The following is a 25,883-nucleotide window of genomic DNA, read 5'->3' as shown; positions in this document are numbered from 1 at the left end:
AAAAAATGAGCAACACAGAATTAGAGCTTCTAAGGCAGCAGGCAGACGAATTAAACTTGCAAATTTTAAAATTAATCAACCAGCGCGGAAATGTTGTGAAAGAGATCGGTAAAGCGAAAGAAGCGCAAGGTGTCAATCGCTTTGATCCTGTCAGAGAACGCACAATGTTAAATAAAATCATTGAAAACAATGACGGACCGTTCGAAAATTCTACTATCCAGCACATTTTTAAAGAAATCTTTAAAGCAGGTTTAGAGCTTCAGGAGGAAGATCACAGCAAAGCGCTGCTTGTTTCCCGTAAGAAAAAACCTGAAGATACAATCGTTGATATCAAAGGTGAAAAAGTCGGAGACGGCCAGCAAAGATTTATCGTCGGACCATGTGCGGTTGAGAGCTATGAGCAGGTGGCGGAAGTGGCTGCGGCTGCTAAAAAACAAGGGATTAAAATTCTCCGCGGAGGAGCCTTTAAGCCTCGTACGAGCCCATACGATTTCCAAGGCCTCGGTGTAGAAGGACTCCAAATCTTAAAACGTGTAGCGGACGAATTTGATCTGGCTGTTATCAGCGAAATCGTAACGCCGGCTCATATTGAAGAAGCGCTTGACTACATTGATGTAATTCAGATCGGTGCGCGTAATATGCAGAACTTTGAATTGCTGAAAGCTGCAGGTTCCGTGAAAAAGCCTGTCCTTCTGAAACGCGGACTTGCTGCAACGATCTCGGAATTCATCAATGCAGCTGAATACATTATGGCACAAGGCAATGATCAAATTATCCTTTGTGAGCGCGGTATCAGAACATACGAAACAGCAACGAGAAACACGCTCGATATTTCAGCTGTGCCAATTCTGAAACAGGAAACGCATTTGCCGGTCTTTGTTGATGTGACGCATTCAACAGGCCGCCGCGACCTCCTTCTTCCGACAGCTAAAGCCGCTTTAGCGATCGGTGCTGACGGCGTAATGGCAGAGGTTCATCCTGATCCATCAGTCGCACTTTCTGACTCTGCTCAGCAAATGGCGATCCCTGAATTCGAAAAATGGCTGAATGAACTGAAACCAATGGTGAAAGTCAACGCCTAATGGAATGAGATCAATACAAAAGGCCGCATATGCGGCCTTTTTTTTTGCGCTTTCTCGTTTATTTAATTATAAAACTCAAGTATACGTTTTCATCATCTATAAAAACGTGTATAATTTCATGAGAAGTATTTAAATTTGATGAATAATGAAAAATAATGTAGACTACTGACTTACGCTTACAAATCATAAACGACATAAATTCGGACATTATGACATTTCTCTACATAAAGTGTTTATGCTATAGATAAGGATAAGTGTATCCAGTAAAAGGAGTGGTTTTAGGATGAGCAATATTACGATCTACGACGTAGCGAGAGAAGCTAATGTAAGCATGGCAACCGTTTCCCGTGTCGTGAATGGAAACCCGAATGTAAAACCGACAACGAGAAAGAAAGTCTTGGAAGCCATTGACCGTCTCGGCTACCGTCCAAACGCGGTGGCAAGAGGGCTTGCAAGCAAAAAAACAACAACTGTTGGTGTCATCATTCCTGATATCTCAAGCATCTTCTATTCAGAGCTTGCGCGCGGAATTGAAGATATCGCGACAATGTATAAATATAACATCATTTTGAGCAACTCTGACCAAAACTTGGAGAAAGAGCTGCACTTATTAAACACAATGCTCGGCAAACAGGTCGACGGCATCGTATTTATGGGCGGAAACATTACGGACGAGCATGTAGCGGAATTTAAGCGTTCGCCAGTGCCGATCGTGCTTGCCGCTTCTGTTGAAGAGCAAGGTGAAACACCATCAGTCGCAATTGATTACGAGCAGGCGATTTATGACGCGGTGAAGCTTTTGGTTGATAAGGGGCATACTGATATCGCATTTGTTTCCGGCCCGATGACAGAACCGATCAACCGCTCAAAGAAACTGCAAGGCTACAAACGGGCGCTTGAAGAGGCGAATCTTCCGTTTAATGAACAATTTGTCGCTGAAGGTGATTACACGTATGATTCCGGACTTGAGGCGCTTCAGCATCTCATGAGCCTGGACAAAAAACCGACAGCGATTCTTTCCGCAACTGATGAAATGGCGCTCGGCATTATTCATGCCGCACAGGATCAAGGCCTGTCCATTCCTGAGGATCTCGACATTATCGGCTTTGATAATACGAGATTAAGCTTGATGGTTCGGCCGCAGCTTTCAACAGTAGTTCAGCCGACGTATGATATTGGCGCGGTTGCCATGAGACTGCTGACAAAGCTCATGAATAAAGAGCCGGTGGAAGAGCATATTGTCGAATTGCCGCATCGCATAGAGTTAAGACAGTCAACCAAGTCATAAGAAAAACAAGAAAGCAAGCTTCACCTCTAAGGTGGATTCTTGCTTTTTTCGTATGAGTGAGGAGAAATGATGAAACGTTTTGATTATCTTACACCTGTTGGTTTTGTGTTAGGAACGATTATTATTGTGATTGGAATTATTTCCGGATCGGGAATAAGTGGTTTCCGCTCTTTTCTAGATCTGACTTCTTTCTTTATCGTAACAGGAGGGCTTTGCGCCGCTGTTTTTATCAGTTTTCCGCCGAGAGAGCTGAAAAAAACGCCCACTGTGTTAAAACAGGCATTTATCCGCCAGGAAGACAATGTAAAAGATCTTGTGAAAACCTTCGTATCCCTTTCCGATCATGCGCGAAAACATGGGCTTTTATCACTGGATGACCAGGCCAGAGAAATCAGAGATCCATTCTTGAAAAAGGGGCTGCTTCTGGCGGTTGACGGCTGGGATGAAGAAACGATTCGGCTTGTCATGGATTCAGAAATTGCAGCAATGGAGGAACGGCACCGCAAAGGCCGGCGTGTTTTGGAGAAGGCGGGGGAATTTGCTCCGGCGTGGGGCATGATCGGGACACTGGTCGGGCTGGTGCTGATGCTCAAAAACTTAAATGATCCTGATATGCTCGGTCCGAATATGGCTGTTGCACTTTTGACGACCTTATACGGATCATTGCTGGCAAACATGGTATTTAACCCGATTGCGGCTAAGCTCGAAGAAAAAACAGAAAGTGAAATCTTCATCAAACAGGTGATGGTGGAAGGTATCATCGGGATACAATCCGGAAAAAATCCGCGCAATCTGGAAAGCCAGCTCGTCGTTTTCAGTTCTCGGGAAGAATGGCGGAAGCAGCATAGTCAAGTAAAGACAAAAAAGGGATCTGTACATGAAGCTTAGAAGAGACCGCTTTGAACGAAGGAATGGAAACGGGAAAAACAATCAATCATCCTCGGGCTGGATGGTCACCTTTACAGATCTGGTGACGCTGATCCTTGTGTTCTTTATTTTACTTTTTTCGATGTCGCAGATCGATCTGCAGAAATTTAAAGCAGCGGTGGACTCAATCCAAAAGGAAGGCAGCGGGCTTCAGCCAGACCAAACAGCCATCGATCAAAAAGACACGCCGTCAGCTGATGCAAAGAAGCAAGAGAATCAGCAGGATCAACTGTTGCAAAAAGTGAATACATACATTCAAGAGCACCAGCTGAATGCGAAAATGACAGCAAAGCGGGATGAACGCGGTGTCGTGCTCGTTCTTCAGGAAGCGGTGCTGTTTGATTCAGGCGAGACTAAAGTGTTGGAAAATGCCGAAACGCTTCTTCACCAAATTGCAGTGCTTCTTCAGACTATTCCAAATGATATTCAGGTGGAGGGCCATACAGACAGCCGAAATATTTCAACGTACAGGTATCCGTCCAACTGGGAGCTATCCGCAGCACGGGCAAGCGGAGTCATTCAATATTTCACAGCAAAAGAGAAACTCCCGTCGAAACGATTTATCGCTGTTGGCTATGCGGATACAAAGCCTGTAAAGGATAACAAAACAAATGAACACATGAAGGAAAACAGACGTGTAGAAATCGTTATCAAAAAATCAAAAACGACCTCTTCGTGAAGGTCGTTTTTTTATTTTGTTTTTTCCTGACGCTCTGAACGTATCGCATATAACGCTTTGCTGACGGTTTGGGCATTTTTTTCTGTAATTTCTGGCTTGCGTGGAATCGGCGGATATAAATCGGCGGGATCGCTCCAGCTGGACGGAAGGGTGACTGGGCATTGCTTTTGCCATTTTGCGATCCATTCAGATGGAATGTCATGTCCGGGATCGATCCCTTTCATTTCAAGCCATACTCGGGCCCAGGCACGGGGTACCACACGCCAAATATCATATCCGCCTCCTCCGACGGCGATCCATCTTCCGCCGCAATATTGATGCGCTAAAGCGTGAGCAAGCCGCGGAATCTGTTCGTAAATGGCAATCGTTGCCGACAAATGCGTCAGCGGATCGTAGTAATGGGCATCAGCTCCATTTTGGCTGATAATCACATCCGGCTGAAAATAAGCGGCGATTTCTGAAGCTGCTGTCTGGTAAGCCTCAATAAATGAATCATCCTCTGTAAAAGCATCAAGCGGGATATTAAAGGAATATCCGTAGCCTTTTCCGCTGCCTTTTTCCTGAATCTGACCGGTTCCGGGGAATAAATACCGTCCCGTTTCATGAATGGACAGGGTGCATACGTTGGGATTATCATAAAACGCAAATTGCACACCGTCTCCGTGATGGGCATCCGTATCAATATACAGCACCTTGGCTTGATATTTTTTCTGAATATATTGAATCGCTACAGCGCTGTCGTTGTATATGCAAAATCCAGAAGCCCTTCCTCGAAACCCGTGGTGCAGGCCTCCCCCAAGGTTGGCAGCATGCAGTGCTTGTCCAGACATGACATAATCCGCAGCTGTTAAGGTTCCGCCGACTAATAGTGAGGCCGCTTCATGCATGCCTGCAAAGACGGGTGTATCTTCAGTGCCGAGCCCGTAGCTTTCCCCTTCTTCGGGTGGAAGTTTTCCGGCGCCGGCAAGCTGTACTGCCTGAATATAATCGTCCGTATGCACAAGAGCCAGCTCATCTTCCGCAGCAAGCCGCGGACTGACGATATCCCCCTCGTCAAAGGCATCCATCGATTTGAGCAAATCATATGTCAGCAGAACACGCTGCTGATTAAAGGGGTGCTCCTGATGAAACATATAAGTCTGATAAGAGGGAGAATAAATAAACACACTGTCCCTCATAGCTGATCCCTGTGCTCTGACGGCCATACGATGAGATGCCCGTTTTTTTGCAATTCCTGCAAAAACGGCAGCGGATTCATCGTCTTGACACGGAATACAAGCACCTTTGCGCCGGAATCGTCATGGGGATAGACAAGAACGCTCAGTATTTTGACCTGAAGTCTTTGGCAGAGGCTGCTGATATCGGCGAGGCTTTTTGTGATGTCATTTACTTTTATCTCAACCTGCGATCCGGGCTGGTCAGCGCCTGTCAGCTTCACAAAAGTCCGCAGCAAATCGGTTTTTGTCAGAATGCCGATTAACTTTTGATGCTGCACGACTGGAAGGCAGCCGATGCCATGCTCATAGAAAACGGCTGATATTTCTTCAACAAAATCAAGCGGATGGGCGCACACGACGTCTTTTTTCATAATGGATTCAACGCTTCGTGTGAGAAAACGGCTGCGTTTGCTTTCTTCAAAAATGCTGGGGCTGGCCTGTTTCATATCTCTGTCTGTAATCATTCCAATCACATGACGGTCTTCATTAATAACAGGCAAATGCCTGATATGAAATTCCTTCAGCTTGTGTATTGCCGTTTCAAGCGTATCCGTTTTCGTTAATGTGATGACATCCTTTTTCATGATTTGCTCAACAATCATTATCTTTTCCCCTTTGTCAGTGTCAGTTAATACATATAACGATGATAAAAACGGAGCCTGTCAAATCGTTCAATTGATTCCTGGCTGACGTTTTTTCCGATGCGCGCCATCAGGCAGTTCGCAGGATGGGAGCTGATCTCTGGCTCATCGGTAGCAAACCAGACCAATCCGCCTGCGTTCATCATTTTTTCCATGATCTTTCTGTACTCCCACACATCCTTTTTCATCCCTTTTAAATCCCAATGCCAGTAATATTCTGTCGTCATCACAATGTAGTTCTCCATTTGTTCGTCCATCATGCTGACGGTCAGAAGTGTTTTTCCGACAGAACATCCCCGGTATTCCGGCGCCACCTCAATGGCTCCGAGCTCAAGCAAATCCTCCATATTTCCTTCTGACCATCTTTCGAGCGGGTCAGGGTATAGATACGTCACATAGCCGACAATGGCCTGGCCGTCTCTGGCAATGATAATGCGTCCCTCAGGAAGGCCGGCAATATCGACTAATGCTTCATGCTGTTCCCGGGGCGGCCGAAATGCGGTCAAATCCTTATGAAACTCATAACCTGCCAAGTCTTCTGGAGAGACAGGCCCTTCTATCAGTAAGGAGCCGGTTGCTGTTTTGATGTTTGCAGAGTGATATGTTTTATGATGTTCCACTGATTCACCGTCCCATCAATTTCTATAAAAAATACATGCCTCCTTTAAGAATAACAAATTATAAAGCGTTTTCAACATGGTTTATATTTTAAAAATTGAGAAGAATATGAATATATACTATAATAAATGTGACAACTTCAGCAAAGGGGGATGTTTGGACATGAATTTGAAAGCGTTGCCAGCGATAGAGGGGGATCATAACCTAGAAAACTACGATGAAACGTATCGGCAATTTGATTGGTCCGAAGCGGAGAAACATTTCTCTTGGCATAAGACAGGGAAATTGAACGCGGCTTATGAAACGATAGACCGCCACGCCGAATCTTTTCGGAAAAACAAAGTAGCACTTTATTATAAGGACGCAAAACGGGATGAAAAATACACATTTAAAGAAATGAAAGAAGAAACAAACAGAGCCGGGAATGTGCTGAGACGGTATGGAAATGTGGAAAAAGGGGACCGCGTTTTTATTTTTATGCCGAGATCACCCGAGCTTTATTTTATTATGCTAGGCGCTATCAAAATCGGCGCAATCGCCGGGCCGTTATTTGAAGCGTTTATGGAGGGGGCTGTTAAGGACCGGCTTCAAAACAGCGAGGCAAAGGTTGTTGTCACGACGCCTGAGCTTTTGGAAAGGATTCCGGTTGACAAGCTGCCTGATTTACAGCATATATTCATAGTCGGCGGCCAGGCTGAACAGAGCGGAACAAGCATCATTCATTATGATGAAGTGGCAAAGCATGAGAGCACAAGACTGGACATTGAATGGATGGACAAAAAAGACGGCTATTTGCTTCACTATACATCAGGATCTACGGGTACGCCAAAGGGTGTGCTTCATGTCCATGAGGCGATGGTTCAGCAGTATCAGACAGGAAAGTGGGTCCTTGATTTAAAGGAAGAGGACATTTACTGGTGTACGGCCGACCCAGGCTGGGTGACTGGAACGGTGTACGGGATTTTTGCGCCGTGGCTGAACGGAGCGACAAATGTTATTGTCGGCGGACGATTCAGCCCGGAAAGCTGGTATGGAACGATTGAGCAGCTTGGCGTAAACGTCTGGTACAGCGCGCCGACTGCCTTTCGAATGCTGATGGGAGCCGGAGATGAGATGGCTGCCAAATATGATCTGACTTCACTCCGCCATGTGCTGAGTGTCGGTGAACCTTTAAATCCGGAAGTGATCAGATGGGGGCATAAAGTTTTTCATAAACGGATTCATGATACATGGTGGATGACAGAGACGGGCGGCCAGCTGATCTGCAACTATCCTTGCATGGATATTAAACCAGGCTCGATGGGAAAACCGATTCCCGGTGTAGAAGCAGCAATCGTTGACAATCAGGGGAACGAGCTTCCGCCGTATCGAATGGGGAACCTCGCCATTAAAAAGGGCTGGCCTTCTATGATGCACACGATTTGGAACAACCCTGAAAAATACGAATCTTATTTTATGCCTGGCGGATGGTATGTGTCGGGTGATTCTGCCTACATGGATGATGAAGGGTATTTTTGGTTCCAAGGCAGAGTGGACGATGTCATCATGACCTCCGGTGAGCGTGTCGGGCCATTTGAAGTGGAAAGCAAGCTTGTCGAACATCCGGCAATTGCGGAGGCGGGGGTCATTGGAAAACCTGATCCCGTGCGCGGCGAAATCATCAAAGCCTTTATCGCTCTCAGAGAAGGGTTTGAGCCGTCTGATAAACTGAAAGAAGAAATCCGCCAATTTGTCAAACAAGGCCTTGCAGCTCATGCGGCTCCGCGTGAAATTGAATTTAAGGATAAGCTGCCAAAAACACGGAGCGGTAAAATTATGAGACGTGTGCTTAAGGCGTGGGAGCTGAATCTTCCGGCCGGAGACCTGTCAACGATGGAGGATTAAAAGGCGCCGTTGACACGGGATTTTATTTATGTTAAAAATGATATAGCTTCATATGAAAAGGTAAAGATTGAGACAAGTAGAATATCCTTACGTTCCAGAGAGCTGATGGCCGGTGAAAATCAGCACAGACGGATATATCGAATACACTCATGAACCGCTTTTGCAAACAAAGCCGCTCAGGCTTTCAGTAGTGAAAGAACGGACCTGATCCGTTATCAGGCAAAGTGATAAGAGCCGAAAAGCTGTATGTATGCTCTTATTAGTAGGGTGGTACCGCGATAATCAATCGTCCCTTCGTTTACACGAAGGGGCGTTTTTATTTTATTAAAAAAGGAGCTTTATCTCATGACAAACTTACTTGAAGATTTATCCTTCCGCGGATTGATTCAGCAAATGACGGATGAAGAAGGACTGAATAAACAGCTGAACGAAGAAAAAATCCGCCTGTACTCAGGCTTTGATCCGACAGCAGACAGCTTGCATATCGGGCACCTGCTGCCCATTTTAACACTCCGCCGTTTTCAGCTTGCGGGGCACCATCCGATTGCGCTTGTGGGCGGCGCGACGGGTTTAATCGGCGATCCGAGCGGAAAAAAAGCTGAGCGTACGTTAAATACGGCTGATATCGTTGTCGAATGGTCGCAAAAAATCAAAAATCAGCTTTCAAGATTTCTTGATTTTGAATCAGCAGAAAACCCGGCTGTTATGGCAAATAACTACGACTGGATCGGAAACCTGAATGTGATCGACTTCCTTCGTGACGTCGGCAAAAACTTCGGCATCAATTACATGCTGGCAAAAGATACAGTCAGCTCCAGAATCGAATCCGGCATTTCTTACACGGAATTCAGCTACATGATTCTTCAATCCTATGATTTCTTAAACCTGTACAGAGAGAAAAACTGTAAGCTGCAAATCGGCGGAAGCGATCAATGGGGCAACATTACAGCTGGCCTTGAACTGATCAGAAAATCTGAAGAAGAAGGAGCAAAAGCATTCGGTCTTACCATTCCGCTTGTAACGAAAGCGGACGGCACAAAATTCGGAAAAACCGAAGGGGGCGCAATTTGGCTTGATAAAGAAAAAACGTCTCCATATGAGTTCTATCAATTCTGGATCAATACAGACGACCGTGATGTAGTGAAATATTTAAAATACTTCACGTTCCTTTCAAAGGAAGAAATCGAAGAATATGCTGAAAAAACTGAAACAGCACCTGAAAAGCGTGAAGCGCAAAAACGCCTGGCAGAAGAAGTGACAGCGCTCGTTCACGGACGCGAGGCACTGGAGCAAGCGATCAATATTTCCCAAGCATTGTTCAGCGGCAATATTAAAGAGCTTTCTGCCCAAGACGTAAAAATCGGTTTTAAAGATGTGCCTTCTCTAGAAAAAGACAGCGCTGAAGAACTGTCACTCGTAGATGTGCTGGTTGAATCGAAACTGTCACCGTCTAAACGCCAAGCCCGTGAAGATATTAAAAACGGAGCCGTTTACATTAACGGTGAACGCCAGACAGAAATTGACTATATTTTATCTGCTGAAGACCGCATTGAAGATCAATTTACTGTTCTTCGCCGCGGGAAGAAAAAATACTTCCTTGTCACATATAAATAAGAAAAAAACATCCTTTGCTTAATTGGCAAAGGATGTTTTTGGTTTAGCGCATAGGAATTTGAGGGAAAGAGTATATTAGATAGGGCAAACACGACCATTCACCACCTTTTCAATAGGAGGGAGAGCTCACCGTGAATCTCATGTGTACGATCGCCAAAGAAAGATTACAGCGGGATTATTGGGAGCAGCAGACCAGAGAAAGTGTTGTCCAGCAGGAAACGGTAGAAGAATCAGACGAAAAAAAACCCCCGACCGCATAGCGGCAGGGGGTTTTTTAAACGATTAACGAGAGTAGAACTCAATAACGTTATAAACCCTAGTATTAATAGGTTTTAGAGGGCTCTTTTTAAAAACCTCCCCCAAAACCTCCCCCAATCTTTAAAAATTGAGTGCCTGGTCGAAAGCCAGTACAGATTGTTCTTCCAAGTCTTTGAAAGAATGTCCGTATATATCTAAAATCATTTGCGGAGTATTTCCAAGCCGATCCGCTATGACTTTTACAGGCGTTCGTTTACTAATTAATATTGTCGCGTGAGAATGTCTTAATCCATGCGGAGTTATCTTTTTTAAACCAGTTTTCTTTGAGAGACGTCGCATAGAATACATGATTGTGTTATCAGTTACAGGTAGCCCGCTTTGAAAAGAGATGAAAATAAAATCCTCATCTGATAAATATAACCCGTAAGTGAACTTTATCTCTTTACACCATTTGCGGTATAATTTTAGCTGTTCAATCAGTTCCTCAGCAATTAAAATAGTGCGGTAGCTACGTTTAGTTTTTGGGGAACGAACCCCTTTATTATCTCTGGTCCTGTTAACGGTGAGAGTCTTATTATCAAAATCTAAATCCTCCCACTTTAAGCCTAATGCTTCACCTTTTCTCATGCCGGTATATGACAGCAAGAAAATGAGTGTATAATTAGTTATATTTTCATATTGCTTTGCAGCAGATAGAAACTGTTTCAATTCCGCGGCTGTGTAAAAGTTATCACTAACCTCATCACTTTCGATTGTTATTTTATTAAAACGATTTCGCGTTAATATCTCATCATCTACTGCTGCATTTATTGCTACTTTAAAGAGCCGATGGAATAACAGGACCGTGCTGGGCTTATATCTTTTTAACAGCTCATTAATGTAAACTCTTTTGTAAGTGCTCTTATCTAAATCAGCAAGTTTGTATCTGCCTAACAAGGGTTTCATTTGATATTTAATTGCATTCTGTCTTTGTAGCTGCGTTGTGATTTTCCATTGGTTTTTATAGGAATCAAACCAAGTATCAAGCCATTCAGCTACAGTTAAATTCGAGTTTTCAACTTTTTTTGTTTCACCTGATATGATCCCTGTCTTAACTTCTAATAAAGCTCTGTATGCTTCATTTTCCGTTTTAAAACCTTGCCGCGACTTTTCCTTACGTTTATTATTTTTGTCATAATACCGGTGTCTATAACACCAACGTTTTTCTTACTTTGCATTAAAGTAATAAAATAATTCGTTATCTTTTTTTGACTTATATAATTTCATATAGCATCCCTTTCTAACGTGGACAGACGCAATAAAGGGGGCTTTTTAAATTTAGTATCACCTCCTTTCAATTAAAAGGAGAATTAATCTTTAAGAAATTTTGGGTTTGTTTGTCTTAAATGATTTATCTGGTTTTGGATCTTTCTTGAATCATCTTCAAATTTCTTGCTCGCCATTTTTTTAAAATCAAGTCCGTGTCTACCAAAAGCATCAACCATTGGCGAAAAAATTACATACACTACTTTTCCAAGTATTGAAATTTCTTCTTTTGTACAAATGAGCAAATTTTGGCTCCCCAATTGATCAGGAATCAAAATAAGTAATTCATCTATATTTTTTTGTTTAAGTATACTTTGTAATTTTTTATTTGTTTTTTCATCGTCTACACTTCTAATTATATCCATGAATAGATTCGAATCGAGAAATCTTCGTACATAGTAACGATCTTCTTGATGATTATAGATTAAATAAGTATCCAAAGTTCCTGGATCTTCGTCTGGAGCAACACCCTCACAATAAAGTAAATCCCCTATTTTTAATCTTTCTGGAGAATATTCGGCATCCTTATTTTCAAAGAAGAAAAATTCATTTCTATTGTAATCAATTTCACTATTATAGTTGTCAGCCAATTCCACCATCTCATAACCGAACCCTGTGTTTCACCCCGAAGAGCAAAAATGGTCAGAAGTAGCAACTCAAGCAGAAAAAGATGAGATTTTAAAACAAGTTGAAAAAGGAAGAGTTCCGTCACCTTTAGATGAATTAAAGTTTCAAAACGCTCAAATCATGGTGCAGCTGGCTGAAGCCCAGAACTTGATAGATTCTCAAGCGGAAATGATAGCGGACTTATTATTAATGCTGGCTGAAGGAGGGGAAGCGTGATGGATTGGTTCAAAAATATCCAAACCATTTATGGATGGGGAAGACAGTATTACACAAATGCTGACGTCGCCCGTTTTGTTGTCTTGAATAGAATCACAGAAGAACAAAATAAAGAAATCACCGGCCTGACCTATCCAGCCACAGAGCCGGTTGTCATAGATTTAGGAAGTTAACCAACACCCATTGAGGTGTTTTTATTTTGCCATGAGGGAGGTGAGGGCTTTATGGAAATGGATATTACACAATATTTAATCACTCAGGGGCCCTTTGCTGTGTTGTTTTGCTGGCTCCTATTCTATGTCATGAAAACGAGTAAAGAAAGGGAAGCAAAACTCTATAATCAAATTGATTCCCAAAATGAAGTCTTGGGGAAGTTCAGTGAAAAGTATGATGTTGTAATTGAAAAGCTAGACAAAATTGAAAGCAAAGTACAATAGGAGGCATAAATGATATGAAAAACTATGACAAAGGCACATTCATTCGGACGGTGCTTCTTTTGATTGCACTTATTAACCAAACAATGCTGATGCTTGGTAAGTCACCGTTGGATATTTCAGAAGATCAGGTTAATCAGCTTGCGGATGCTCTTTACACTGCTGGTTCTCTAATCTTTACTATCGGGACTACAGCTGCAGCATGGTTCAAAAATAACTATGTGACTACAAGAGGTCACCAGCAAAAAGCAGTTCTCAAACAAAATAATCTAACAAAATGAAGCTGCTGGATAACCCAGTGGCTTTTTTATATTAAAAATAAAGGAGAGAACACTCATGACAATCTCAGTGAAAAAGAATCTTGTATCAGAAGCAAAATACGCTTTGAAATGCCCAAACGCTATGACAGCAGAATACATCACCATCCACAATACAGCGAATGACGCGTCAGCTGCCAATGAAATCAGCTATATGATCGGGAATACAAGCTCGACAAGCTTTCACTTTGCAGTCGATGACAAAGAGGTTATTCAAGGGCTGCCGTTAAATCGTAACGCATGGCACACAGGAGACGGCACAAACGGCACCGGAAACCGTAAGTCTATAGGCGTTGAAATCTGTTACAGCAAGTCAGGAGGCCCTAGATACAAGGCGGCAGAAAAACTAGCAATCAAATTTGTGGCGCAGCTGCTCATAGAGCGCGGCTAGGGTATTGATCGTGTGCGCAAGCATCAAGACTGGAACGGCAAATATTGTCCGCACCGTATTTTGTCAGAGGGAAAATGGGACGAGGTTAAGACTGCCATTGATGCAGAATTGAAAACGCTAGGCGGGAAAACAACTTCTAAACCGTCATCATCGATGTCAAAAACTTCCGGGAGCACTTACACAGTCAAAAAAGGCGATACTCTTTCTGCGATTGCAAAAGAGCATGGGGTAAGTGTGGCAAACCTTCAGAAATGGAATAATATTAAGAATCCGAATGAAATCAAAGTCGGCCAAGTGCTAAAGCTGACGGGATCATCCGGCTCTTCTAAGACGTCATCCAGCGGTAAGAAATACGTTTACCTTCCAGCTTCGGCCGATTTATGGCGCATCTATCCGACAAACAAGGCGCCGGTCAAAGGGAACGAATGCGGCTTATTGCGTCCTAAGAAATTCGGCGGCCTGAAGTTCGGGGTTCTCGGTAATCCACAAACGGACGTTTACACGATCAAGACGGATCAGTTCGGAAAGGTAAACATCTATGCTGCGAAGCACACAGGCGCAACAGTAAAATAAACGAAAGCAAAACTTGAATCTTTATTGAAGTGAAAAAAGACCCTCTCTATGAGAGGGCCTTTTAATTAATGCTTTAATGAGTAACTTAATTAACGAGAGCTAATGACTGACTATTTCGAAACTAAATTAATAAGATCTTTATTTTATTACTCTAACATTGTTATACTAATAACTAACATATTTTCTAAATTGGAGGACTATTGTTATGAAAGGGAAAAAGATCATCATTTGTTTATTGGCCATCTCTATTATTTTCATAGTTGGCTTTTATTTTATTAAGAATAATGAAACTCCTGATTCAGCGAAAAAATTTAATAGTGAACAGGAAGCTTTACAGTACGCTAAACAAGAATCACCTTATATTACTGACTTTATAGATGAAACAAAGGAAATTGACAATGAAAAAGTTGTGATATATACATTTGAAAAAAATAAACAAATGGGTATAGGTACAGGAACATTGGCATGGAAAGATAAAAAAGTGACATGGGTAAAGAACGGGAATGATATAGTACTTGATAGTAAGAATAATAAGACTGATATTTCAGGTGATGTAAAGTCGTATTCAGGTAAAAAGTATAAATTATATGCTGGATTTAACAAAACAAAAAATCTAAAAATTGAAACCCAGACAGATAATAATGTAACTCCTCATGTGGATAAGAAATCAGGAATATATTATTTGTTAATTCCTAGTATAAATTAATCACATCTCATTTACAAAACTCTCCTCCTTTGGTAATATTTTAATGTGTCATAAAAATGAGGAGGGTGTATATGAAAAAGAAAGTTGCGTTTTTGATTACTGTTTGCGTGGTATGTTTGATGATTTTTGGAAATCCTACGAAAGGATTTGCAGCCGAGCAAAATACTATCAATCTATCTGATTCAAATGTTGAAAAATTTTATGATGAGGAACAAAATGCAGTAATTGCACCATTCAAAGCGACAGAAAATGGTCTTGTACCTGTTTCAAAAGATGAATATGAAAAAGCGACTAAAACGACAGAAAACGAAGATTTAGAGAATGAGTTTGTTGTTTCTGAGGAAAATAATGACGAGCCAGGATTTAATGCCTATGCTGACGTTGATATTAGAACTTGGCGTTATAAAGAAAAATCAGCCACTAAATATTATGGAAATCCTATTAAAGTTTCAGCATCAATTAAGTGTACTTCATCATCGTGTAGAGTAGATAAACAATGGCAAGCTACTGTATCTAAGTCTTACAGTGTTAATGCTTCATCAGAAATTAAAGCTATAAACTATGGTGCTAGTTTTAATTTTACGTCAGCAAAATCTAGTTCTAGTACATATTCCTTTACAATAAAAAAAGGTCAATCAGGATATATAGCTTTTAAACCATACAAAAGAAAGTCTACAGGTACCTTAACGCAGTATTCTACAATGCATGGTAAAATCAGTAGCAAATCAGCTTACGGAAGATCAGCAATTAAGCTGAGAACTGGAGAAGCTGATGGATACTATTCTTTTGTTTTTACTAAAAAATAGTATGATAGATCAGTTTAATAGAGGAAGGGTAAAAGTAATACCCTCGCTCAAAAAAGCCCTTCTCATATGAGTTGGGCTTTTTAAATAATCCATATTTTCTTTTCTTCATCCCATGAAAGAGTTCCTTTGCGGATTAGGCTTTTTGTGGCATCCCGTATTTCCTGTTCGCTTTTCCCAGTCTTTCTTTTCAGTTCGGGAAGAGTTGGATTCTTTCCGTATAGACGCATATTAACAAAGATTTGATATAACTTGTGCTCAAAATCAGTCACACAATATCAACTCCTAGAGCTAGGTACATCGAAAAAACAATTGTAAGTATTAGTTGGTTTTGTCATAAAATAGACCAGTTATTAGTGGTCCTCCATTTTCAGCTTTTTCCTTCTGAACTGATCCATAAAGAATAATGGTTTGGTTCTCCTTTAACTTTGTAGGGAATAGCGCAAAAACATTATAAACACCATACCCATTTTTCTCTTTAGATGAAATAATAAATTTTCCTCCAGCTTCGGCATTTTCGATTGCAGAAACTTCTCCTTTGATACGAACTATTTTATCTGGAGGGTCCTCAACATTGATTTTTTTGAAATCAGCATCTTCAGCTTCTTTTCTAATCTGTTGCTGCTTTTCCTCAGTTGAAATATCGCCCAGTCCATCTTGCTGAGAGGTGCTTGAGGTAACGGATTTTTTCTCAGTTGGCGAATTATCTGATTGAGCCATATAAGTAAATCCACAGATGGATAGTAATAAGCTTATTGGCAATATCCATATTCCTTTTTTTCTTGTTTTTTTGAAGAATAAAAAAATTACCCCAGTTACGATACCAATTGCAGATAATATCGAGAGAAATCCCATAAATAAAATCATAAAAACCTCCAGTTGTTTAAAGATCTAACATTTTCATTTTAAAACGAAATGAGTGTAATTTTCTATCCTAAACAGAGGATTAGTCAGGATAACATTTTGGAACCGAAAACAAAAGCGAAACTTGAAGCGAAATTGAAGTAATAAAAAAGCCTCTCATATAATGAGGGGCTCTAAATTGCAATTCTTTTGACTTAATTGTCCCATTCTTCATCTTCTTCCCAGTTGTCTTTCATTCGTTGAAGCTTATCGAAGAAAAATTCAATAAAATTATCCGCAACAACTTCTTGGTAACCAATTACTCTATCCCACGTAAATACAGGACATTCTTCATTATTCATCTTATTGGTATCTAGACAATATGCAAAGTAATCAACATCCTCTATTACAACAAGTCCTTTGGTTAACTTATAGTGTTCTTGATACTCGTTGGTATATTCAACAACTGATGGGCCTCCAAAATCATAGCCAAGAATATCAATTCCATAAACTCCACCAGAACCATAGTTCCTCAGAAACCATTTATAGCTCTCTGGAAGTTTCACTTTAAGATCTTGTTCTATTTTAGAGATTTTGTCCTCTCCAATTCCTCCTGTGAAATCTTTATCTTTTGCATTTTCATCTAAAAACTGTTCCACTTGCGTGTATAGTTCCATTTTTACCAACCTCTCTTACTCTGTATATTGAGTGGCTCTCCATTTCCAATATCTCGCTCTAAAATATTCATATTGAACTTTCAATTCTGGATCATTTCTAAAACTCTCTCCATCAGTTTTAAGTTTATGTATGACCTCACTATATTTTGTGTGTAAACTGTTTGGAATTTCAACAATATTTCCAGGTTCTTCCTGAATTAAATGGTGCAAATTGATTTTTGTACCGTCTTTGGCTAGAGGTGCCTTACCGTCTTTCATTAATTCAAGGTTTGTTCGACCTTTACGATCTTTTTGATTAATATCGATATCTTTCATTGTATAAACTCTTCGGCTTACATCTTTGATATTTCCTTTTACTTTTACCTTGCCCTTAACCTCATAAGCACCATACTTTTCTTTATTTAACCAAGGGACATTTACTTTCTGACCTGTAAATGGCTTTCTTGTTTCATCTAATTTTTTAGCAAGCTGAAGCAGCCTGTCTTTTGCGCTCACATCATTGATGACATTATAAGGCATGCCGCCTGCTACAACAACATCTTCTTGCATGACAAACGGTTTGATTGCTGTTAGTGGATCAGGAGTTTCATCCAGTTTTTTAGACGCTTTTTTAACTGCTGCTTTTCCGGCTGTTTTCACTCCAATTTTAGCAACTGAACCAGCACCTTTTAAACCAAAGATGTTTACTGCTGCATATGTAAACCAGTGAGCCTTTGATTCTGTGTCTCCGTTCTTTACATCTCTAACATAGGAGGTTATTATTGCATCTTTAATTGAATTAAACGTGGAATCATAGTGATAAACTGCAACTGCAGAATTAATAAACATGTCGACAGGATGATTATGTGCCATATAGTCTAATGTTTCAGCTGTCATATCATAAAGAGCTGTAACAGTACCTTTGGCTCCGGCCATCAACTCACGTGTGTTTTCAATCTGTGTGAAATATCTTTGCTGATCCTCTGTTAGGTTATCGTAACCAATAGTTTTAGCCATTGAATAGAATTCATCTGCATCAGCATAGTCGTAATTTTTCAGTCTTTCTTTCAGCTTTTCGATTTCTTGTTCTTTTTCTTCCTTCTTCTTAATTGTCAAATAAGCTTCAGTATGTTTTTCAATATCGCCTTTTTTCTTATGTATGTCACTTTCTCTGTACGCTTTGGCGTTATAGTGAATCGGTGTGGCGTTTTTCCCTTTGCCTGTTGATTCCTGCAGCTTTTTAAAATCTTGCTGAATGAATTGTTCGTTTGGTTCTGTTAGTGCATATTCAGTTGTTAAATCATCATCTACTTCCCCAATTTTATCAATTGTTTTTTTGCGTTTCTTATCTGCACTTGCAAGTTCATCTTTAAAGTTTTCTGTTGAAAATAAATCAAGTGGTAGGATATCGTCAATATCGTTCAGAATGTCCTTCATTGCTTTCTTCTGTTCAGACATAATAGCCTTTGATTTTTTATAAGCATTTGAAAGTTCATGCTCTAAAAAAGACTCCTCGACGTATGCATCTGACAAGCTGGCTTCCTCTATAACTCCAGAGATACTTGTAAGGAAAGCAATCTTCATGTCAATTAAATCAATCCATTGGTCTGTAACACCGACATGATCATGATAAAACGCTTTGATATTGTCTGCACCCTTGCCTGAAAACTCGCTGTCATCTAAGTCAGTTACTGCTTTAAATGCTTTTCTGAGCTTCACCATTTGTGACCTTAGTTCCTTATACTCTTTTGCACGTTTATCCGCTTCAGAAAGTAATGACTTTGCTTCAAATACCTTCATATCATTCTCCTTTTTCTGACACTCAATACTCAAAATTTTACCATAGTTTAGGAGAGTTAACGGCTTTAAGATCGGCCAAATGCCAGAAATACTCCAATGGAAATAGTCATTATTACTCAATAAATTGCTCAGAAAAGAACATTTCCTTATAATCGATATACAAGACCTAGGCAATCCATTCTTACACACCCTGAAAATTAGGTAAATTATCCCTTGAGTTTAATTGCGTCATCACGAAAGCAGAATTGCGCTATGTCGAAAATTTTTTCTATATATAACATTTAATGTTAAAGTTGTGTTAACATTTGTTTGATAATTTAGAATTTTGACAGAAAGAGGGGTTTATTATGAGTAAACTTGCTTCTGAATATGTTGCTAATTACTTAAATGAATGGTATATGGCTATTAAACAGCAAAATGTTGAGACTGCTGAAAAATATTTTAAAGAAGTCAGATCTTTATTTGATGACATGGAAGAAGATCAGGAAGTATTGATGTATTACTCTCTACTTGAAGAAAGACATAAAATGATGATGTATCAAGTAAAAGGAACAGACTTTCCTAAACATTCATACTTCAACAAAAGGCATGCGAGAGAAATTCAAAAAACAGATAACATGATAGAGTACTATTTCTTTTTGTTTGAAGCGTTATACGAATCCTATAATCGAAACTTCGAGAATGCCATAAGCTTATTTAAAATTGCTGAGAAAAAGTTATCCATTATTCCTGATGAAATTGAAGCTGCTGAATTTTATTCTAAAGTGGCATCAATGTACATGATGCTCCGACAAAGTATTGTTTCATTAAATTATATAAACAACGCACTCAACATTTATAAGGGAATGAAAATTACAAAAGGAAGTATGCAACTGCACTTATGGTTGTAGGAACTAACTATACAGATCTTGGCCAATTTGATAAAGCTGAAGAAGCTTATTTCCAAGCAATTAGAATTTCAAAAGAGCTTGATGATAAATTTTTCGAAGCGCAAATCCATCACAATTTAAGTATTACATACTCAGCAGCAAACAGATCCCAAGACTGTCTCAACGCACTGAGAAAATCCATAAGAAATAAAGAGTGGAGACAATCGGTTTATTACATTAACTCTCTTTACATGGCTACCAAAGAGTTATTCCTTATGGGTCAAAAAGATAAAGCTGTATATTATTACAAAAAAGGACAGGAAAATTTAACCCAGAAAGAGAATAAAGTGTATGAGGCTAAAATAAACATCATTTATGCACTTCTTCAAGATAATCAAAACGAAACCATTGAGCAATGTTGGAGTTACATTCATTTCCTTCAAGAAAAGAATGACTTAGACAGTGTTCTTGATCTTTCCTTGATTATCTCTCAGTACTGCGAGGAGAAAGAATGTTATAAGGATGCTCTTGAATTTTCTAAGCGAGCTATTTTAGCCGAAAAGAAAATGAGGCAGTTGGAGGGAATAGGATGAAAAGATTAATACTTCGTGTGTCTGTTACAGCTATTATCTTAAGTGGGTTAGCTGCTGGCGCTAGTTTGTTTACTCAGTCAGACATTCAATTTAGTGAAAAACCAGTCGGAACTGATATTCAAATCGCAGAGAGACCAGTTGGAACTTGATAAAAAGTGAGGGGCATAACATGACAAAAGGCGTTAAAATAACATTGTGGAGCATCCTAGCCGTATTCATCGTGTTAGCAATAATAGGAGTTGTATCTTATTATCAGACCCCGTCAGCGTAAAAAAGCAGATCTCTAAAAAGCAGCCCTATAATGGGCTTTTTTGTATTAGATAAGCATTTAGGCTATTAAGTGTGAGGTGAAAAAGATGAGCAAGGAGATAAATACAAAAGAACTTGATGAGGAACTAAAAAGAGTACTCAAAATGTTTGATGATGTATTAGAGGTTTATGAACAGCATGACGGCGAACCTAGCATTAAACCTGGTGTAACTTGCCCTTCATGTCAAAAAAAATCAACTAATTATGTTTGTAACTGGAATGGGAACAAGCATGTACACTTTATTTGTGAATGTGGCCATCGAGTATACCAATAAAAAAGTTATTATATGAAAGGGGAGAAGCGTCCGTCCAAAATTTTTTATGCCTCCAAACCTCCCCCAAATAATTATGGAAGAATACACAATTCTACATAGCAGAATATAAAAGAAAAACCCTAGAAACGTTGATTTATCAAGGTTTCTAGGGTTTAGGTGAATGCTCTTTAAAGAGCACTTCAATTAACGAGAGTAGAACTCAACGATAAGCGCTTCGTTAATTTCCGGAGCAAGTTCAGAACGCTCTGGAAGACGAGTGAATGTACCTTCAAGCTTTTCAGCGTCGAAAGTAAGGTATTCAGGAACGAAGTTGTTTACTTCAACAGATTCTTTGATGATAGAAAGGTTTCTTGATTTTTCGCGAACACCGATTGTTTGACCAGCTTTTACTTGGTAAGACGGGATGTCAACGCGGCTTCCGTCTACAGTAATGTGGCCATGGTTAACCAATTGGCGAGCTTGACGGCGAGTACGCGCTAAACCTAGCTTGTAAACAACGTTATCAAGACGAGAATCTAAAAGAATCATGAAGTTTTCGCCGTGTTTACCAGTCATTTTTGCAGCTTTGTCAAACAATGTGCGGAATTGACGTTCGTTTACACCGTACATGTGACGAAGCTTTTGCTTTTCTTGCAATTGCAAACCGTATTCTGATAATTTTTTACGTTGTCCTGGACCGTGTGGACCTGGAGCGTAAGGGCGTTTTTCTAATTCTTTTCCTGTTCCGCTAAGAGAGATTCCTAGACGGCGGGACAGTTTCCAAGATGGACCTGTATAGCGAGCCATAATGTGACTCCTCCTTTGGTTTTATTTTTGTGGAAAATAAAAACCGTCTGTTCTATTCGACCATGAACATTTTGTTTTCATGTATCCTCGCTCCAGCAGCAGAGAGTTACACGATACACCTTATTGATAAGGAACAAAATGAAAACATAGAAGCTGAACAAAAAGGCTGCAATATTTCACACAAAGGTCATTATATAATTTATTTGTTTTGAAGTCAACCATTCATCCATTATCGCTTTGCTGTTTATGATATAATAAACAAAAATTAGTGGTAAACTTTTTAGGTGATAAAACATGATAGAACAAACAAAAGATCAATTACCCGCCTTTCGTTATCATATGCTCGATTTTTTATTAACCAAATCTGTAAAGGTCTCATTCACCGACTCTCTTATATGGCTGACATCGGCTATTCAAACATATTTTCCATCACTTTGCGTATCCCTTATACCGTCTCCATCTGATCGCATGGCACAAATGACAGAGGATGAAGTGCATTTTTCTGCATCGAAAATAAATGCTTCATTTTATGTTATCGAGGATCATGTCTCCGGCAGGAGCTTTCATTTAACATGCAGGCAGGACGGAGTGTTTCCGGAAGAGCTTCCGGATTTGATTTCTTCTTTTTTGAATCAGTCAATGAAACAGGAAAGACTTTATATCAAAACAATCTATCAAAAAAAGATATACAAGATGACAGAACTGTTCCATTCGCTGCTCGATCAGACGGAAGTGTTAAAGAAGCTTCTTGAAAGCTTACACACCACGTTTCCCCTGTTTCAATTTTCTCTGTTTATTTCTCATGATCAGGACCAATGTATAGGTGTTCCTGCAAAGGAACTGTATATGGAAGAGGAAGATGCCGATTCCTTTGCGCTTAAAGTCTATCTATCCGGGGACATTTTGCGGAAAAATGAAACGGTCGCTTACATTCCAATTAAAGGGCAGCAGGGAACGTACGGCGTTCTGATGGCAGGTGGGGCGGGAGACAGTCCTCTTACCGACGTGTACCTTGATGAAATGTCACTGATAGCAAATGCCGCGGGAAAGGCGTTTGAAAATGCCCAGCTCTATGAACAATCCAAAACAAGTATTGCAAACTTGGAATTAATTAATGAAACATCGCGCCGTCTCAACCAGCGGCTGACGCTGACGGATACGATGAACGATCTTGCTGTGAGAATGGCTGAATCATTTCATGCTGAAGAAGTGGGCTTTTTCCATATTGACCATTTTGAACAGCAGACACTGCTTCCCGGGAGCACAGCATTTTTTAAAGAAACGAAGTCGTCTGATATATATAATGAAATAAAAGAAAAACTGTACGAAGGAGAGAATGGCGTTTTTATCGGAAATGGACAGTCTGTGTTTGGAAAAGCCGGATACGGTTCACTTATGGCTGTTCCGATGATGGAGAATGACCAGCTCCTGGGATTCGCCGTTTTGCTGAAAAAGGAAATGTACGCTTTTACATTTGAAATGTACAAGCTGTTCCAAGCGCTGATTCATCATGCAACGCTGGCTGTGACCAATTCGATGCTTCGCGACCGCCTTGAGCATCTGGTGAAAACGGATCAGCTGACAGAGCTGTATTCAAGAGTCTATTTAGATGAAAAAATCCAATACAGCATGAAAATTCATCAAAAAGGCGTTTTTATTCTTGTTGATATTGATAATTTTAAAAATGTAAATGATACGTACGGACATCAGACAGGGGACGAGATTTTAATACAAGTCGCTTCCGTTATCAAAAGCAATATCCGAAAGCATGATGTCGGTGCCCGCTGGGGGGGCGAGGAGCTGGCGGTTTACCTTCCGAATGTGACGGTAGCTGTCGGGAAACGGATTACCGAAAGGCTTGTTTGTGCGGTGAGAAAAAGCACGAAGCCTGAGGTGACGATTTCATGCGGAATCTCCTGCTGGGACTTAGAATCGAAAAAATCCTTGAAGGAGCTTGTTCACGAGGCCGACGAAGCGCTTTACACCGCGAAACGAAACGGGAAAAACCGTTTGATGATTCACGAGTCGATAAAATGAAAAAAGCCCAAAACGCTACATGTTTTGGGCTTTTGTTGTATGGCTCTACACTAAAGCTTTTTCAAGGATTTCTGCAAATTGCGTAAGATACTTTTCATCGATCTCATCAAAGCGGTTTTTGACAGGGCTGTCAATGTCCAAAACGCCGACTAGGTTTCCGTCTACATGAATCGGAAGCACAATTTCTGATTGAGATGCTGCATCACAGGCGATATGTCCCGGAAATGCGTTTACATCCGCAACTCGCTCCACTTTTCCGTTTGCATATGCTGTTCCGCAAACGCCTTTGCCGAAAGGAATACGGACACATGCCGGCAGACCTTGGAACGGCCCTAACACAAGCTGTTCTTCCCCTTCTTTAGCAAAATAGAAACCGGCCCAGTTGACCTCAGGCAATGAATGATAAAGCAGTGCTGACGCATTTGCGTAGTTTGCAATTTGATCTGTTTCATCTTCTGTTATGGCTTCAAGCTGTTTGAGCAGAAGCTGATAGTCTTTTTCTTTATCTCCAGATTGTTGTTCGACATGAAACATGGAAAACCCTCACTTTTTCTATAATATAAAACAAAATCCCGGCTTTTCTGCCGGCATTTGTCGATAAGTTCTTACAGGAACAGCCGGTCTCCGCCTTGAATTTGTAACAAGAGGAAGGAGTGAGCCGGTATGAAAGTAAGCACCAAAGACAAAATTATTGAATCTGCTGTCATGCTCTTTAACCAAAAAGGATTTTCTGGCACATCTGTCCGTGAAATTGCAAAGTCAGCTGATGTAAATGTTGCGCACATCTCCTACTATTTTAAAGGCAAAGGAGGTTTGATGGAACACTTAGTTTCAGAGTTCTACGAAGGCTACAATAAAACACTTGAAACAGCGGCAGGCAACATCTCTTTTCAAAGCACGCAGGAACAGCTTCTCCAATTGGTTTTCGATATTTTATCCTATCAGCATAACAATCGTCAATTAACTCGGTTTGTCTACCGGGAAGTCACCATTGATTCGACTTTAATAAGGGAAATTATGTCGACGTACCTGATGAAGGAAAAGTATATCTTCCAGCTGATTATTGAGGAAGGAGAAAAACAGCGAGAACATTTAACGCTGCCGCTGCCTCATTTTATTCTTCAATTAAAATCTCTCTTGATGATGCCCTATCTCCAGCCTCAATATATTTCAGAAGTGCTCTATATGCAGCCGCACGAGCCATACTTTTATAAAATGTATTTTGAAGAAATCAAGATTTGGATCAGAAGCGTATTCCGGACAGGAGACATGCGGTCACAAATTAGCGCAGTTCAGTAAATTTCTCATACGCGTATCCGACATCACCCGCTTGATGGGCATCAGACCCGAATACAAGCGGGATGTTTTTTTGCTTCGCCTCCTCAATCATCCAATCCTCCAGATAAATATTCCCCGCGTATGTTTTTCTCAGACCTGATGTATTAAAGTCGAGCTCCATTCCGTTTTCCTTAACAGCGTTCAGGCACTCAGAAGCAAGTCTGCGAATATGATCGGACATTTTATAAGGAAACAGCCTGATGAATTTTTTAACGAGTGTGATGTGGCCGACTCTTTTTGGCTTATAGGCGCCGAGAGATGCTACAATAGAAGAATAAATGCTGCGGTAATACAGTTCATATACAGCTTCGATGCTTCCGCACTCTGAGATCAGCTTTTTAAATGTATGCTCATCATAGTCGAGGCACAGATAAGATGAGCCCGTGCGCAAAAAATGAACGGATAAGATGCTGTCATCTAAAAATGGGCCGTATGTATTCAGGAACGATTTGATTTCATCTTCGTATTCAGCAATATAATCGACCTCAAGCCCGGTCCGTATGTCAAGCTGTCCGCGATATTCTTTTTTTAATCCGGAAATTTCATTAATGTAGCGTTCCAAAGAGGCTTGCGCCATCGCGCTGTCTTTTTGCGGTGTCGGATCGGTAAAAGAGGGAGGTAAAGGAGCGTGCTCTGTAAACGTAATTGATTGAAAGCCTTTTTTTATCGCTTCCTCCGCATATTGTCTGAGTGTATCTGTTGTTCCGTGAGGGCAAAATGGTGTGTGAATATGTCCGTCTCGCTTTAGCATTGGTGTCACCCCGTGAAAAAATAGTCAAATCCTGCCGATTTTGCAC

The 25,883-nt window shown here is 40.6% G+C and carries 27 protein-coding genes, 3 pseudogenes and 1 other annotated feature; of the genes and pseudogenes, 18 read left to right on the top strand and 12 right to left on the bottom strand.

The window, feature by feature from the left end:
- Positions 1–5: 5 nt before the first annotated feature.
- The 4 genes from P3L57_RS14645 (at position 6) to motS (ending at position 3,976) form a co-directional block, all read left to right on the top strand.
- The gene (locus tag P3L57_RS14645) at positions 6–1,082 is read left to right on the top strand and encodes a bifunctional 3-deoxy-7-phosphoheptulonate synthase/chorismate mutase (protein ID WP_024122514.1); all 1,077 of its coding nucleotides are present in this window, start codon (positions 6–8) and stop codon (positions 1,080–1,082) included.
- 283 nt (positions 1,083–1,365) lie between these two features.
- On the top strand, positions 1,366–2,370 hold the full coding sequence (ccpA, locus tag P3L57_RS14640) for a catabolite control protein A (protein WP_024122513.1): 1,005 nt from the start codon (positions 1,366–1,368) through the stop codon (positions 2,368–2,370).
- Positions 2,371–2,439: 69 nt separating this feature from the next.
- Positions 2,440–3,258, top strand: a complete 819-nt coding sequence (gene motP / locus P3L57_RS14635) for a flagellar motor protein MotP (RefSeq protein WP_044153831.1) — start codon at positions 2,440–2,442, stop codon at positions 3,256–3,258.
- Positions 3,248–3,976: a flagellar motor protein MotS gene (motS, locus tag P3L57_RS14630; RefSeq protein ID WP_069487056.1), complete on the top strand. Its 729-nt coding sequence runs from the start codon at positions 3,248–3,250 to the stop codon at positions 3,974–3,976. Before motP ends, motS begins: the two co-directional genes overlap by 11 nt.
- 11 nt (positions 3,977–3,987) lie before the next feature.
- Here motS and P3L57_RS14625 read toward each other — a convergent pair whose 3' ends face one another.
- Genes P3L57_RS14625 through acuA form a run of 3 tightly spaced genes read right to left on the bottom strand, consistent with a single transcriptional unit; the run spans position 3,988 to position 6,454 of the window.
- On the bottom strand, positions 3,988–5,154 hold the full coding sequence (locus tag P3L57_RS14625; RefSeq protein WP_059335601.1) for an acetoin utilization protein AcuC: 1,167 nt from the start codon (positions 5,152–5,154) through the stop codon (positions 3,988–3,990).
- A complete protein-coding gene (locus P3L57_RS14620; RefSeq protein ID WP_069487058.1) occupies positions 5,151–5,795 on the bottom strand; it encodes an acetoin utilization AcuB family protein in 645 nt (214 codons plus the stop codon). The genes P3L57_RS14625 and P3L57_RS14620 overlap by 4 nt, the downstream gene beginning before the upstream one ends.
- A 26-nt stretch (positions 5,796–5,821) precedes the next feature.
- The gene (acuA, locus tag P3L57_RS14615; protein ID WP_069487059.1) at positions 5,822–6,454 is read right to left on the bottom strand and encodes an acetoin utilization protein acetyltransferase AcuA; all 633 of its coding nucleotides are present in this window, start codon (positions 6,452–6,454) and stop codon (positions 5,822–5,824) included.
- Between the two features lie 160 nt (positions 6,455–6,614).
- On the opposite strand from acuA, the gene acsA reads away from it, so the two are divergent.
- From acsA to sr7p, 3 genes are all read left to right on the top strand, one after another.
- Complete coding sequence (gene acsA / locus P3L57_RS14610) at positions 6,615–8,336, top strand: acetate--CoA ligase (RefSeq protein ID WP_059291831.1); 1,722 nt, start codon at positions 6,615–6,617, stop codon at positions 8,334–8,336.
- Positions 8,337–8,390: 54 nt separating this feature from the next.
- Positions 8,391–8,633, top strand: a binding site (T-box leader).
- A gap of 48 nt (positions 8,634–8,681) precedes the next feature.
- A complete protein-coding gene (gene tyrS, locus P3L57_RS14605; protein ID WP_069487060.1) occupies positions 8,682–9,950 on the top strand; it encodes a tyrosine--tRNA ligase in 1,269 nt (422 codons plus the stop codon).
- A 131-nt stretch (positions 9,951–10,081) separates the two neighbouring features.
- Complete coding sequence (sr7p, locus tag P3L57_RS14600; RefSeq protein WP_024122505.1) at positions 10,082–10,210, top strand: small protein SR7P; 129 nt, start codon at positions 10,082–10,084, stop codon at positions 10,208–10,210.
- Positions 10,211–10,328: 118 nt separating this feature from the next.
- On the opposite strand, the pseudogene P3L57_RS14595 reads toward sr7p, so the two are convergent.
- Together P3L57_RS14595 and P3L57_RS14590 are read right to left on the bottom strand one after the other, a co-directional pair.
- A pseudogene (locus P3L57_RS14595) lies at positions 10,329–11,474 on the bottom strand (tyrosine-type recombinase/integrase).
- Positions 11,475–11,557: 83 nt separating this feature from the next.
- Complete coding sequence (locus P3L57_RS14590; RefSeq protein ID WP_139127441.1) at positions 11,558–12,103, bottom strand: hypothetical protein; 546 nt, start codon at positions 12,101–12,103, stop codon at positions 11,558–11,560.
- A 25-nt stretch (positions 12,104–12,128) separates the two neighbouring features.
- Here P3L57_RS14590 and P3L57_RS14585 point away from each other — a divergent pair, with 25 nt between their 5' ends.
- The 7 genes and pseudogenes from P3L57_RS14585 to P3L57_RS14555 all read left to right on the top strand — a co-directional run bounded on the left by P3L57_RS14585 (position 12,129) and on the right by P3L57_RS14555 (position 15,583).
- Positions 12,129–12,356, top strand: coding sequence for a hypothetical protein (locus P3L57_RS14585; RefSeq protein ID WP_232460774.1), 228 nt, complete (start codon positions 12,129–12,131; stop codon positions 12,354–12,356).
- The gene (locus P3L57_RS14580) at positions 12,356–12,529 is read left to right on the top strand and encodes an XkdX family protein (protein ID WP_082687874.1); all 174 of its coding nucleotides are present in this window, start codon (positions 12,356–12,358) and stop codon (positions 12,527–12,529) included. Before P3L57_RS14585 ends, P3L57_RS14580 begins: the two co-directional genes overlap by 1 nt.
- Before the next feature lie 51 nt (positions 12,530–12,580).
- Positions 12,581–12,793: a BhlA/UviB family holin-like peptide gene (locus P3L57_RS14575; protein WP_031600555.1), complete on the top strand. Its 213-nt coding sequence runs from the start codon at positions 12,581–12,583 to the stop codon at positions 12,791–12,793.
- 14 nt (positions 12,794–12,807) lie between these two features.
- Complete coding sequence (locus P3L57_RS14570) at positions 12,808–13,071, top strand: phage holin (protein WP_059291834.1); 264 nt, start codon at positions 12,808–12,810, stop codon at positions 13,069–13,071.
- A 55-nt stretch (positions 13,072–13,126) separates the two neighbouring features.
- Positions 13,127–14,071 (top strand): annotated as a pseudogene (locus P3L57_RS14565) (N-acetylmuramoyl-L-alanine amidase).
- A 205-nt stretch (positions 14,072–14,276) separates the two neighbouring features.
- Complete coding sequence (locus tag P3L57_RS14560) at positions 14,277–14,777, top strand: hypothetical protein (protein WP_059291836.1); 501 nt, start codon at positions 14,277–14,279, stop codon at positions 14,775–14,777.
- 71 nt (positions 14,778–14,848) lie between these two features.
- Positions 14,849–15,583: a DUF6060 domain-containing protein gene (locus P3L57_RS14555; protein WP_059291837.1), complete on the top strand. Its 735-nt coding sequence runs from the start codon at positions 14,849–14,851 to the stop codon at positions 15,581–15,583.
- Between the two features lie 80 nt (positions 15,584–15,663).
- Here the strand turns inward: P3L57_RS14555 and P3L57_RS14550 are convergent, their stop codons facing one another.
- From P3L57_RS14550 to P3L57_RS14535, 4 genes are all read right to left on the bottom strand, one after another.
- Positions 15,664–15,852, bottom strand: coding sequence for a hypothetical protein (locus tag P3L57_RS14550; protein ID WP_059291838.1), 189 nt, complete (start codon positions 15,850–15,852; stop codon positions 15,664–15,666).
- A 49-nt stretch (positions 15,853–15,901) separates the two neighbouring features.
- Positions 15,902–16,447: a hypothetical protein gene (locus P3L57_RS14545; RefSeq protein WP_069487061.1), complete on the bottom strand. Its 546-nt coding sequence runs from the start codon at positions 16,445–16,447 to the stop codon at positions 15,902–15,904.
- 191 nt (positions 16,448–16,638) lie between these two features.
- Positions 16,639–17,100, bottom strand: coding sequence for an SMI1/KNR4 family protein (locus tag P3L57_RS14540; RefSeq protein ID WP_059291840.1), 462 nt, complete (start codon positions 17,098–17,100; stop codon positions 16,639–16,641).
- A 15-nt stretch (positions 17,101–17,115) separates the two neighbouring features.
- Positions 17,116–18,879 (bottom strand): T7SS effector LXG polymorphic toxin, encoded by a 1,764-nt coding sequence (locus tag P3L57_RS14535; protein ID WP_069487062.1) that lies wholly within the window; start codon positions 18,877–18,879, stop codon positions 17,116–17,118.
- A gap of 347 nt (positions 18,880–19,226) precedes the next feature.
- On the opposite strand from P3L57_RS14535, the pseudogene P3L57_RS14530 reads away from it, so the two are divergent.
- Both P3L57_RS14530 and P3L57_RS14525 read left to right on the top strand, forming a co-directional pair.
- A pseudogene (locus P3L57_RS14530) lies at positions 19,227–20,341 on the top strand (response regulator aspartate phosphatase).
- Entirely contained in the window at positions 20,338–20,490 is a 153-nt protein-coding gene (locus P3L57_RS14525; RefSeq protein ID WP_014479495.1) for a PhrK family phosphatase-inhibitory pheromone, read from the top strand. The pseudogene P3L57_RS14530 and the gene P3L57_RS14525 overlap by 4 nt, the downstream one beginning before the upstream one ends.
- 618 nt (positions 20,491–21,108) lie before the next feature.
- Here P3L57_RS14525 and rpsD read toward each other — a convergent pair.
- On the bottom strand, positions 21,109–21,711 hold the full coding sequence (rpsD, locus tag P3L57_RS14520; protein ID WP_024122504.1) for a 30S ribosomal protein S4: 603 nt from the start codon (positions 21,709–21,711) through the stop codon (positions 21,109–21,111).
- A gap of 294 nt (positions 21,712–22,005) precedes the next feature.
- Between rpsD and P3L57_RS14515 the strand changes: the two genes are divergently transcribed.
- Positions 22,006–23,748 carry a diguanylate cyclase domain-containing protein gene (locus P3L57_RS14515; RefSeq protein WP_264798080.1) on the top strand — a complete coding sequence of 581 codons (1,743 nt, stop codon included), beginning with the start codon at positions 22,006–22,008 and terminating at the stop codon, positions 23,746–23,748.
- Between the two features lie 45 nt (positions 23,749–23,793).
- On the opposite strand, the gene P3L57_RS14510 is transcribed toward P3L57_RS14515, so the two are convergent.
- Positions 23,794–24,282 (bottom strand): GAF domain-containing protein, encoded by a 489-nt coding sequence (locus P3L57_RS14510; protein WP_059293414.1) that lies wholly within the window; start codon positions 24,280–24,282, stop codon positions 23,794–23,796.
- 129 nt (positions 24,283–24,411) lie between these two features.
- On the opposite strand from P3L57_RS14510, the gene refZ reads away from it, so the two are divergent.
- Positions 24,412–25,047, top strand: a complete 636-nt coding sequence (gene refZ / locus P3L57_RS14505) for a transcriptional regulator RefZ (RefSeq protein WP_010335311.1) — start codon at positions 24,412–24,414, stop codon at positions 25,045–25,047.
- Here the strand turns inward: refZ and hisJ are convergent.
- Complete coding sequence (gene hisJ, locus P3L57_RS14500; protein WP_069487064.1) at positions 25,031–25,837, bottom strand: histidinol-phosphatase HisJ; 807 nt, start codon at positions 25,835–25,837, stop codon at positions 25,031–25,033. The two genes, refZ and hisJ, sit on opposite strands and share 17 nt — an antisense overlap.
- Between the last annotated feature and the right edge of the window lie 46 nt (positions 25,838–25,883).

The organism is Bacillus sp. B28, from assembly GCF_029536185.1.
Taxonomy (GTDB): domain Bacteria; phylum Bacillota; class Bacilli; order Bacillales; family Bacillaceae; genus Bacillus; species Bacillus halotolerans.
The sequence above is the reverse complement of the archived record's forward strand: the minus strand, read 5'-3'. Positions and strand labels throughout refer to the sequence as shown.

Excerpts from the sequence above, each read along its gene's own strand:
- P3L57_RS14645 (WP_024122514.1), top strand. The coding sequence starts at position 6 with ATGAGCAACACAGAATTAGAGCTTCTAAGGCAGCAGGCAGACGAATTA.
- ccpA (WP_024122513.1), top strand. The coding sequence starts at position 1,366 with ATGAGCAATATTACGATCTACGACGTAGCGAGAGAAGCTAATGTAAGC.
- motP (WP_044153831.1), top strand. The coding sequence starts at position 2,440 with ATGAAACGTTTTGATTATCTTACACCTGTTGGTTTTGTGTTAGGAACG.
- motS (WP_069487056.1), top strand. The coding sequence starts at position 3,248 with ATGAAGCTTAGAAGAGACCGCTTTGAACGAAGGAATGGAAACGGGAAA.
- P3L57_RS14625 (WP_059335601.1), bottom strand. The coding sequence starts at position 5,154 with ATGAGGGACAGTGTGTTTATTTATTCTCCCTCTTATCAGACTTATATG.
- P3L57_RS14620 (WP_069487058.1), bottom strand. The coding sequence starts at position 5,795 with ATGATTGTTGAGCAAATCATGAAAAAGGATGTCATCACATTAACGAAA.
- acsA (WP_059291831.1), top strand. The coding sequence starts at position 6,615 with ATGAATTTGAAAGCGTTGCCAGCGATAGAGGGGGATCATAACCTAGAA.
- tyrS (WP_069487060.1), top strand. The coding sequence starts at position 8,682 with ATGACAAACTTACTTGAAGATTTATCCTTCCGCGGATTGATTCAGCAA.
- P3L57_RS14580 (WP_082687874.1), top strand. The coding sequence starts at position 12,356 with ATGGATTGGTTCAAAAATATCCAAACCATTTATGGATGGGGAAGACAG.
- P3L57_RS14575 (WP_031600555.1), top strand. The coding sequence starts at position 12,581 with ATGGAAATGGATATTACACAATATTTAATCACTCAGGGGCCCTTTGCT.
- P3L57_RS14570 (WP_059291834.1), top strand. The coding sequence starts at position 12,808 with ATGAAAAACTATGACAAAGGCACATTCATTCGGACGGTGCTTCTTTTG.
- P3L57_RS14560 (WP_059291836.1), top strand. The coding sequence starts at position 14,277 with ATGAAAGGGAAAAAGATCATCATTTGTTTATTGGCCATCTCTATTATT.
- P3L57_RS14555 (WP_059291837.1), top strand. The coding sequence starts at position 14,849 with ATGAAAAAGAAAGTTGCGTTTTTGATTACTGTTTGCGTGGTATGTTTG.
- P3L57_RS14545 (WP_069487061.1), bottom strand. The coding sequence starts at position 16,447 with ATGATTTTATTTATGGGATTTCTCTCGATATTATCTGCAATTGGTATC.
- P3L57_RS14540 (WP_059291840.1), bottom strand. The coding sequence starts at position 17,100 with ATGGAACTATACACGCAAGTGGAACAGTTTTTAGATGAAAATGCAAAA.
- P3L57_RS14535 (WP_069487062.1), bottom strand. The coding sequence starts at position 18,879 with ATGAAGGTATTTGAAGCAAAGTCATTACTTTCTGAAGCGGATAAACGT.
- P3L57_RS14525 (WP_014479495.1), top strand. The coding sequence starts at position 20,338 with ATGAAAAGATTAATACTTCGTGTGTCTGTTACAGCTATTATCTTAAGT.
- rpsD (WP_024122504.1), bottom strand. The coding sequence starts at position 21,711 with ATGGCTCGCTATACAGGTCCATCTTGGAAACTGTCCCGCCGTCTAGGA.
- P3L57_RS14515 (WP_264798080.1), top strand. The coding sequence starts at position 22,006 with ATGATAGAACAAACAAAAGATCAATTACCCGCCTTTCGTTATCATATG.
- P3L57_RS14510 (WP_059293414.1), bottom strand. The coding sequence starts at position 24,282 with ATGTTTCATGTCGAACAACAATCTGGAGATAAAGAAAAAGACTATCAG.
- refZ (WP_010335311.1), top strand. The coding sequence starts at position 24,412 with ATGAAAGTAAGCACCAAAGACAAAATTATTGAATCTGCTGTCATGCTC.
- hisJ (WP_069487064.1), bottom strand. The coding sequence starts at position 25,837 with ATGCTAAAGCGAGACGGACATATTCACACACCATTTTGCCCTCACGGA.